Annotated in this window: 12 protein-coding genes; 3 read left to right on the top strand and 9 right to left on the bottom strand. The window is 42.8% G+C overall.

The window, feature by feature from the left end; genetic code table 11:
* Positions 1-3: 3 nt before the first annotated feature.
* The 8 genes from A9479_RS07505 to A9479_RS07540 all read right to left on the bottom strand — a co-directional run bounded on the left by A9479_RS07505 (position 4) and on the right by A9479_RS07540 (position 5,092).
* Entirely contained in the window at positions 4-642 is a 639-nt protein-coding gene (locus A9479_RS07505) for a protein-L-isoaspartate(D-aspartate) O-methyltransferase (protein WP_036953558.1), read from the bottom strand.
* Positions 632-1,396, bottom strand: a complete 765-nt coding sequence (gene surE / locus A9479_RS07510; protein WP_028833935.1) for a 5'/3'-nucleotidase SurE — start codon at positions 1,394-1,396, stop codon at positions 632-634. Before surE ends, A9479_RS07505 begins: the two co-directional genes overlap by 11 nt.
* The gene (gene truD / locus A9479_RS07515; RefSeq protein ID WP_064663070.1) at positions 1,377-2,426 is read right to left on the bottom strand and encodes a tRNA pseudouridine(13) synthase TruD; all 1,050 of its coding nucleotides are present in this window, start codon (positions 2,424-2,426) and stop codon (positions 1,377-1,379) included. The genes surE and truD overlap by 20 nt, the downstream gene beginning before the upstream one ends.
* The gene (gene ispF / locus A9479_RS07520; RefSeq protein ID WP_016899658.1) at positions 2,423-2,905 is read right to left on the bottom strand and encodes a 2-C-methyl-D-erythritol 2,4-cyclodiphosphate synthase; all 483 of its coding nucleotides are present in this window, start codon (positions 2,903-2,905) and stop codon (positions 2,423-2,425) included. Before ispF ends, truD begins: the two co-directional genes overlap by 4 nt.
* Complete coding sequence (ispD, locus tag A9479_RS07525; protein WP_064663071.1) at positions 2,902-3,603, bottom strand: 2-C-methyl-D-erythritol 4-phosphate cytidylyltransferase; 702 nt, start codon at positions 3,601-3,603, stop codon at positions 2,902-2,904. Before ispD ends, ispF begins: the two co-directional genes overlap by 4 nt.
* The gene (gene ftsB, locus A9479_RS07530; RefSeq protein ID WP_013465673.1) at positions 3,593-3,880 is read right to left on the bottom strand and encodes a cell division protein FtsB; all 288 of its coding nucleotides are present in this window, start codon (positions 3,878-3,880) and stop codon (positions 3,593-3,595) included. Before ftsB ends, ispD begins: the two co-directional genes overlap by 11 nt.
* A 35-nt stretch (positions 3,881-3,915) precedes the next feature.
* Positions 3,916-4,548, bottom strand: coding sequence for a hypothetical protein (locus tag A9479_RS07535; protein ID WP_016899656.1), 633 nt, complete (start codon positions 4,546-4,548; stop codon positions 3,916-3,918).
* A gap of 70 nt (positions 4,549-4,618) precedes the next feature.
* Positions 4,619-5,092: a DUF2947 domain-containing protein gene (locus tag A9479_RS07540; RefSeq protein ID WP_064663072.1), complete on the bottom strand. Its 474-nt coding sequence runs from the start codon at positions 5,090-5,092 to the stop codon at positions 4,619-4,621.
* 61 nt (positions 5,093-5,153) lie between these two features.
* Between A9479_RS07540 and A9479_RS07545 the strand changes: the two genes are divergently transcribed.
* Genes A9479_RS07545 through A9479_RS07555 form a run of 3 tightly spaced genes read left to right on the top strand, consistent with a single transcriptional unit; the run spans position 5,154 to position 7,470 of the window.
* Positions 5,154-5,378: a DUF1653 domain-containing protein gene (locus A9479_RS07545; RefSeq protein ID WP_064663073.1), complete on the top strand. Its 225-nt coding sequence runs from the start codon at positions 5,154-5,156 to the stop codon at positions 5,376-5,378.
* A gap of 54 nt (positions 5,379-5,432) precedes the next feature.
* Positions 5,433-6,281, top strand: coding sequence for a MoxR family ATPase (locus tag A9479_RS07550; protein ID WP_008464234.1), 849 nt, complete (start codon positions 5,433-5,435; stop codon positions 6,279-6,281).
* 1 nt (position 6,282) lies between these two features.
* Positions 6,283-7,470, top strand: coding sequence for a VWA domain-containing protein (locus tag A9479_RS07555; RefSeq protein WP_064663074.1), 1,188 nt, complete (start codon positions 6,283-6,285; stop codon positions 7,468-7,470).
* 206 nt (positions 7,471-7,676) lie between these two features.
* On the opposite strand, the gene A9479_RS07560 is transcribed toward A9479_RS07555, so the two are convergent.
* Complete coding sequence (locus A9479_RS07560; RefSeq protein WP_064663075.1) at positions 7,677-8,372, bottom strand: hypothetical protein; 696 nt, start codon at positions 8,370-8,372, stop codon at positions 7,677-7,679.
* Positions 8,373-8,567 lie beyond the last annotated feature (195 nt).

Here is an 8,567-nt window from a genome sequence, read left to right on the forward strand (position 1 = left end):
TTCCTATTCAATATCGCCAGGGACCAAAGGTACAAATCTTACTGGCGCAATTACATGCTCTGTAAAGCTATCGCCTTGGCGAATAACCATGGTTAATTTTTGTTCTGCCTCACCAATGGGGGCGAGTAATACGCCTCCATCTGCAAGTTGTGCGAGTAGTTCTGGAGGGATAATCGTTGCCGCAGCCGTCACAATAATGCCATTAAATGGCGCTTGCGATTGCCATCCTTGCCAACCGTCACCGTGTTTCATAGTGACATTATATAAATCGAGCTGATGTAATCGACGCTTTGCTTGCCATTGCAAAGCTTTTATACGCTCAACCGAATACACCTTATCAAAGGTTTTAGCCAGTACCGCGGTTTGATAGCCGGATCCGGTACCAATTTCTAACACTTTACTTTTCACGCCAGCTAAACGCATCAATTCGGTCATGCGGGCAACAATGTAAGGCTGAGAAATAGTTTGTCCTTGCCCTATCGGTAGCGCCGTATTTTGATACGCTTTGTGCTTTAGTACATCATCAATAAAAATATGCCGAGGAATTTGCGAAATCGCCTTTAAAACCTCCTTATCTTCTACGCCCTCTCGTTGTAATAGGTCTGAAAGCGCTTGTGCACTGCGGGTATAATTAGCCAGCACGGTTGATCTCCAACTCGGCTAACCACTCTCCCACAGCTTTGATACTGTCTTTAGCGGTCATATCAACGCTCAATGGGGTGACTGATGCATAGCCATTATTTACAGCATAAAAATCGGTGCCTTCACCGGCATCGCTTTCTGTACCCAAAGAACCATACCAAAAAATATCGCGTCCCCAAGGATCGCTTTGCTTAGTCATGGTTTCTGCTTTGTGTCGCGCGCCTAAGCGAGTTACCTGAACCCCTTTTAGCTCACTTAAAGGAATATCTGGCACATTAATATTGATGATCTGATCTTTAGGCAGTGGATGCGAAGCAAGCCCTTTAATAATATTGACCGTAACGGCTGCTGCCGTTTCAAAGTGTTCACCATGGTGAGAGCACAAAGACACCGCAATTGCTGGTAAACCCAGATGACGACCTTCAGTCGCCGCAGCAACCGTACCAGAGTAAAGTGTATCGTCACCTAAATTGCCGCCGTGGTTAATACCGGCTACCACTAAATCGGGCTTTTCATCCATTAATTGATTCACACCTAAATGCACACAATCCGTTGGCGTGCCATTAACCGACATAAAGCCATTGTCGAGTGTCGTTGCACGCAAAGGATTCATTAACGTCAGTGAATTACTTGCGCCACTGCAATTTCTATCTGGCGCAACCAGCGTTACCTCAGCAATTTGTGTTAATGCTTGGTATAAAACAGCAATACCTTTGGCATTAACACCATCATCATTACTTAATAGAATCTTCATCTGCGTTATCCTTTTCTTTTCGCTCGCGAGGACTGGCGTCAGTATAATCAACCAGTTCGCGCAGTAAAGCCGTTGCAAAGCAGCCTTTGGGTAAACCAAAGCTGAGTTTTAATGTGTGTTCATCAAGTGTTTCTACACTTAGATCTTGGGGGATTAAACGCAGCATTCTGCGCTCGTTTTTAAGCCCTAACTCACCTAAGCCATCACACCATGCTTGGTACGGTGCTAACCATGTTTTTTCTTGTTCGGTTAAGCCTTTTTCACTTTTGCCCACCATGGGCGCCGACATCATAATATCGCCAGAGGCAAGCCGTGCAATATTTTCATCACTTATCGCATCTTCAAAAAATGCATTACTGCCACTGAGCATAAATACTTCGCGGTGCATGGTTTTAGCAAGGCCATGCTCAGCCACGCGTAAACTAACAATTTGATTAAACACATGTGAACGCGCGGCAGAAATAATAATGCCTCGCAGCTTTTTATCGCGAATACGCTCACCGGCAAACATTTTTTCGGCCATCACTAGGTTGTGTCCATCACGGCCAAAACGCTGCTCACCAAAATAGTTAGGCACACCAGCACGCACTGCGTTTATACGGCACAAAATATCAAGCGGCTCGGTTACATTACGCAAGGTAATAGTAAATCTATTTCCTTTATGACAACCGGTGCGTAATTTTCGCTCATGGCGCTGCTGCGATACCACAAACACACTTTCACTGTTGAGCTCAGTAAAATCAATATGCTTTTTAATCGGTACTTTTACGCTAAACCACTGCGAGCATACTCCATGGCGGTCTTTCATACCGGCATAGCTTACATCACGTGGCGATACACCCGCTTTTTGTGCAATCAGCTTGGCAACATATTGGGTGTTTTCACCCTTTTTAACCACTTGCAAACACACGTGTTCACCACTGCCGGTAAACTCTATACCGAGATCTTCATCAACCATAAAGTCTTCTGCGGTAGTTTTAAAGTCGGCTTTAGAAAGCGGCGCACCATATAAATAATTTAATTCGCTCATGCGCTTTGTTTACTCATAATGACCACGGCATGGCTTGAAATACCTTCTTTTCGCCCCTCAAACCCGAGCTTTTCAGTGGTTGTGGCTTTAACATTTATCTGTGAGAGCTCAGCATTTAAATCACTGGCAAGATTGGTTCGCATTGCTTGAATGTGCGGCAGCATTTTTGGTGCTTGTGCCACAATAGTGACATCCGCATTGCCCAATACATAGCCCTGTTGCTTGGCTAGACTCACTACATGGCGAAGTAAAATACGGCTATCGATATTTTCATATTCACTGGCTGTATCTGGAAAGTGCTTACCAATATCGCCCAGCGCTAATGAGCCTAAAATCGCATCACACAACGCATGAATAGCTACATCACCATCTGAGTGCGCTAAAAAGCCTTGCGGGTAATCAATTTTTTCGCCGCAGATGGTTAAAGGCCCTTGGCCACCAAACTTATGTACGTCAAAACCATGGCCTATTCGTATCATGTTGCACTCTCATTATTTTGTTTTTGCAGTAAAAAACCTGCTAAGTCTAAATCTTCTGGGGTGGTAATTTTAATATTATCACTGCGCCCTGCCACCAGCTTTACCGGCTTATTTGCCCATTCCATGGCACTGGCTTCATCAGTAATAATTGCCCCATTGGCTAACGCATTTTGCAGTGCTGTTTTGAGCTCGTCATATTTAAAAAGCTGTGGCGTAAGTGCTTGCCATAAATCATCACGAGGCACTGTTTGCTGCGCATGGCTCTGCCCTCGTTTTATGGTGTCTTTTACTTTGCTGGCTAAAATGCCGCCTTCATCAGCCTGCATGCACTGTGCTATTAGGCGCTCTATATCAGCAATATCAACTAAAGGTCTTGCTGCATCATGCACCAAAACCCAAGTCGGTGGATTGGCAGCTAAAAACAATAAACTGTTTAATACTGAATCTGCACGCTCTTTACCGCCAGTGGCGCGCACAATGCGAGAGTCTGTTAGGGTGAGGTCGTCAAAGTAAGGGTCGTTGTCGCTCAGTGCCACCACAATAGAACTTAACTGCGATAAACCAGATAACTTGGCAAGCGTATGCTCTAAAATGGTTTTCCCTGCTAAGGAAATATATTGCTTTGGTGTTGTGTGTTGCATTCTGCTGCCAACACCTGCGGCAGGAACAATAGCTGCAATAGTAAATTTATTTGTCATGGTGTTGAGCCGGTAAAACACGAATAAAGGTTTCGTCCGGTTTAATCATTCCTAATTCGTTGCGGGCACGCTCTTCAATACCTTCAAGGCCGAGCTTTAAATCTTCTATATCCGCTTTTAATACTTTATTACGCTTGATCAGCTTTTCGTTTGTTTGTTGATGCGATGCTACCGCATTTTTTAGACGGGTGTAGTCTTGCACACCATTATGGCCAAACCAAAGTCTATACTGAATAAAAAGTGCTAAGCACAACAAGCCAAATTGAAAAAATCGCATTAAACACTCCTTATTTTAATTTTGAATTGTAAGCTTTACGCCAATGGCCGCTTAACATTGCGCCAATTAATATTGGCAGCCAATAACATTTCCCGTAACGATAATACCCGTGGCGTACTGCGCTTAGAAAACTGCCACTGGTGGCCACAACACGCCGCAGCAAGCGTTGCTTTATTGGGTTTGAGTAATTGCGCACTTTGCTGCTCAAGCCCTTGGCCTAAAAAATCAAACCAGCCAAGCTCATTGCAATGAACCTGTGTTTTAGTTACTTGATCAATGCTGTCTATTCTAACCCGAATTTGGCCGTGATTTTGTAATAATACAGGAATAATCAGCCCAACTTTGGCATAGACTTGATAAAAAAGTTCATTCGCTGAAGAATTAACTTCTGGCGGAGTTGGTTTTTGCTTTTCAAGCCACCCACCATTTTGCGCATCGAGCGTAAAAGGCGATGTTGCATTAGCCACCCGTGTTGCGGCACGTTCAATGTAATAAGGCAGGCTTTTTAATTGCCTGCGTAAACGATCACCATTAGGTTCAGCCACTAAGCGCTGCACCTCACGCTGATAAAAGGCATTACATAATTGTGCATAAAGCACTTTTTGTGCATCAGTTTGCCACATTTCAACTTGTTGGTTTGTGTCAAACTGCTTATTTTTACTGACCAATCGCTGTACTCAAAAACACCTTAATAGATGTTTTATAACACAGTAATGCACAGTTTTTAAGCACCGATTGTTAGGGCTTTTCGCCTAATTTCGCAATGCCTGATTCTAAAAATTGCACAACCGTATTACGTTTTTTTCCAATTAATAAACTGCCATCGGCTAAAAACATAAAGTTTTGCCAGTTGCGTTTAAACACATCAAAGCTCGTTTCAATAATATTATCGCGCGCCATACAAAAATAAACGGTGGTGTTAGCCTGCCAGTCTAGGTAGTTTAAAATAGCGTCAGGAAATTGGGGAGCTTCGCTTTCCCATGCGTCTTCCCAATTTACTTCTTGGCTAAAGTTTTGCTCTTGCGCGCACCAATCGGTTTTATCAAAAAAGTCAGGATGATCATGTTCACGACTCACCATAGTTGTCCATAGCACTGCAGCACGCTCGCTGGTCATCGGTTTAATATTAGCTGCATCAATATCTGAAACCGGAATATCTTTGTGGCGAAATACCCAGGCTTTTTTGTAATCATCAAGAGAAATATAATTCATAGTATTGGCGTATTCTTTGGCATAATAAAAAGCGAAGGCAAATTATACAAGATAACAGACTATGACTACAGCACTAAAACTGGGTTTATATCAACACTACAAAGGCCCACAATATAAAGTTATACATGTGGCAACTCACAGCGAAACCAACGAGCAATTGGTTATTTACCAAGCCTTATACGGTGAATACGGCATATGGGCACGCCCACTAAGTATGTTTACTGAAACCGTTGAAAAAGACGGTAAAACGATTGCGCGTTTTGCCTACCTTGGTGAAGCCGATTAACTATGGCATTATAACGCATAATAATTACTGCTCAGACCAGATAAAGGATAACCCGTGCAATTTAATTCTACTGATAATTACATCGCAAGCTCAGCATTAAAACAGGCCGTAAACGCCGCTATTATGCTGCAAAAGCCGCTTTTAATTAAAGGCGAGCCGGGCACAGGTAAAACCATGTTGGCTGAAGAGCTGGCAAAAAGTTTAGATACAGAGCTTATTCAGTGGCATATAAAATCAACCACTAAAGCGCAGCAAGGTTTGTACGAGTACGATGCCGTATCACGACTACGCGACAGCCAGCTAGGTGATGAGCGCGTTCACAATATTAGTAACTACATAGTTAAAGGTAAGCTGTGGCAAGCCTTCATGTACGCTGAGCTAAACGGAAAACGCCCAGTACTCCTGATTGACGAAATAGACAAAGCCGATATTGAGTTTCCAAACGATTTACTACTCGAACTCGATAAAATGGAATTTCATGTATACGAAACCGGTGAGCGCATTGTGGCCAAAGAGCGCCCTATTGTGATCATCACATCAAACAATGAAAAAGAGCTGCCTGATGCGTTTTTACGCCGCTGCTTTTTCCATTATATTGATTTTCCAAATAGCGACGAAATGCAGCAAATTATTGATGTGCACTACCCGCATGTTAAACAAGATTTAGTTCGCCAAGCGCTAGAAGTATTTTTTAACTTACGCGAAGCCAATGGCCTTAAAAAGAAGCCATCCACCAGCGAGTTACTGGATTGGTTAAAACTATTAATGGCTGAAGATATAGATGCCAAAACCCTTCATGACAAAGCGCAAAAAGGCGGCTTAATGCCGATGTTTGGCGCGCTACTTAAAAACGAGCAAGACATAAGCCTAATCGAAAAGCTCGCGTTTATGAGCCGTCGCTAATATGTTGGTACAGTTTTTTTTCACGCTACGCAAATACCGCTTACCCGTGAGCCTGCGCGAACTGCTCGATTTAATAAACGCTTTAAAACAAGGCGTTATATTTGCTGATGTGGACGCGTTTTATCATTTAGCGCGCACCATAATGGTAAAAGACGAAACGCACTTTGATCGATTCGATAAAGCCTTTAGCGATTACTTTAGCGGTATTGCCGACTTAGACCTGCTCGAGAGCTTAAAACAGCAACACAACTTACCTGAAGATTGGTTGCGCAAAGAGTTTGAAAAGCACCTAAGCGATGAAGAAAAAGCCCAACTAAAAGCCATGGGCGGGCTCGACGAGCTAATGAAAACCCTCAAAGAGCGTTTAGAAGAACAGCAAAAACGCCACGCTGGCGGCAATAAGTGGGTAGGTACCGGCGGCACCTCGCCTTTTGGGGCATACGGCTATAACCCTGAGGGCATACGCATTGGTCAAGACGGCAACCGCAATCGCCAAGCGGTAAAAGTGTGGGATAAGCGCGAATACCGTAACCTCGATTCTGACCGCGAAATTGGCTCACGCACTATAAAGCTGGCCCTTAAAAAACTACGCAAATTTGCCCGCACTGGCGCAAGCGACACCCTTGATTTAAACGAAACCATACGCGCGACCGCCAAACAAGGTGGCATGCTGGATGTAAAAATGGCACCCGAGCGCCACAACGCGGTAAAAGTATTGATGCTGTTTGATATTGGCGGCTCAATGGATGACTACATTCATACCTGTGAAGAATTATTTAGCGCCGCCCACAGCGAGTTCAAACATTTAGAGTTTTACTACTTTCATAACTGTTTATACGAACATGTTTGGCAAGATAACCAACGCCGCCACTCAAACGTTATTGACACCATGACGCTGATCAACAAGTTTACCAGCGACTACAAAGTTATATTTGTCGGTGATGCCACTATGGGCCCGTATGAAATTGCCTATCCTGGCGGCTCAGTAGAGCATTGGAATGAAGAACCCGGCAGCGCGTGGCTGGCACGAATCACTAATCACTTTGATAAAGTCGCGTGGCTCAACCCACAACCGGTTGAACACTGGCCGTATTATCAATCAATTGATTTTATAAAGCAGCTGATGGATAACAGAATGTACCCGCTGAGTTTAGATGGAATAAGTAGCGCGATAAAAGAGCTGAGTTAAATGTTAATTTACGACAGCTCAGCGCTAGCAGCAGAGCTTCGGGCGTGAACCCATAACTTTGTTGGGTGGCGCCTTCGGCTTAACCAACCTACCTTTGATGTAGGTCGAATAAGTGGCGAAGCCACGCCATCCGACAAAATGATCGATGTACCAGAAACAATTCGATGCACCACTTTTTAGATCACCTCCTGAGTATGACTGAGTTATTACTCAGGAAGCACTTCAATATTTACAATATCGTCTTTTGTAACTGCAATAGATTGATAACCATCCTGATCAAAAGTGCAAGCTTCTGGGTTTATAAGCTTGTGATAAGATGAAACTAAAATTTTACCCCATGGGTACTCAGTAAAAGTTTTCACTTTTGATGGATTTAAAGCACAGCGAATAAGAAGAGGTTTACCAATTTCCGACAACTTCATACCGATAGAGTCGTCGAAATCAAAACACATCATAACCTGCTCACCGCCATATAAACCGATTAAAAATTTCGAACCACTATTACCTAGAGCTACTTCAGTAAAATTAAAAAATATTCGTTTATCTCTAGCTGGGCAATATTCTTCAGTGAAAAAATCGCTCCAACAACTCTTAATAAAGTCAATTTCATTTAAAGAAAACCGATGAGCATGTTCTGTTAGGAAGGTATTCCTAATCTCACTTCCATTTCTGACAAGGAGTCCTCTTTCTTTTATTTGCTCAGGAATGGCCCTTGTATAATGAATACCGACAACTTTTCTTTCCGAGCAGTGTTTATCAATATCTTTTACTAACTCGAGGACACAACTGTATTTAAACATACTTTCCAAGTGGTAATGTTTACGGCATAGCTCGTCTAATGTTCTTAATCTATCAGTAAATGCATTTGGTAATCTTAAGGGCTTAGTAAGGTCAATAACCATATAAAAAGTTAGTTCCTTTAATCCATAATATTAACTAAATAAACTTACACATTCCAAACCCTAAAACATCTCCATCGCGCTTTACATAGCCATATTGTGCGTAAAAACTTTCTTTCCCGTAATGATCTGCTTTAATCAAACAGGACACTTTAATAATGGAATATAATCCAATTATTGAGGTGTTAAATGACAAAA

Origin of the sequence: Pseudoalteromonas sp. MQS005, assembly GCF_001661605.1 — a bacterium.
In the GTDB taxonomy this organism is placed as follows: Bacteria; Pseudomonadota; Gammaproteobacteria; order Enterobacterales; family Alteromonadaceae; genus Pseudoalteromonas; species Pseudoalteromonas tetraodonis.

Coding starts and splice junctions, on each gene's coding strand:
- surE (WP_028833935.1), bottom strand. CDS start 1,396: ATGAAGATTCTATTAAGTAATGATGATGGTGTTAATGCCAAAGGTATT.
- truD (WP_064663070.1), bottom strand. CDS start 2,426: ATGAGCGAATTAAATTATTTATATGGTGCGCCGCTTTCTAAAGCCGAC.
- ispF (WP_016899658.1), bottom strand. CDS start 2,905: ATGATACGAATAGGCCATGGTTTTGACGTACATAAGTTTGGTGGCCAA.
- ispD (WP_064663071.1), bottom strand. CDS start 3,603: ATGACAAATAAATTTACTATTGCAGCTATTGTTCCTGCCGCAGGTGTT.
- ftsB (WP_013465673.1), bottom strand. CDS start 3,880: ATGCGATTTTTTCAATTTGGCTTGTTGTGCTTAGCACTTTTTATTCAG.
- A9479_RS07540 (WP_064663072.1), bottom strand. CDS start 5,092: ATGAATTATATTTCTCTTGATGATTACAAAAAAGCCTGGGTATTTCGC.
- A9479_RS07545 (WP_064663073.1), top strand. CDS start 5,154: ATGACTACAGCACTAAAACTGGGTTTATATCAACACTACAAAGGCCCA.
- A9479_RS07555 (WP_064663074.1), top strand. CDS start 6,283: ATGTTGGTACAGTTTTTTTTCACGCTACGCAAATACCGCTTACCCGTG.
- A9479_RS07560 (WP_064663075.1), bottom strand. CDS start 8,372: ATGGTTATTGACCTTACTAAGCCCTTAAGATTACCAAATGCATTTACT.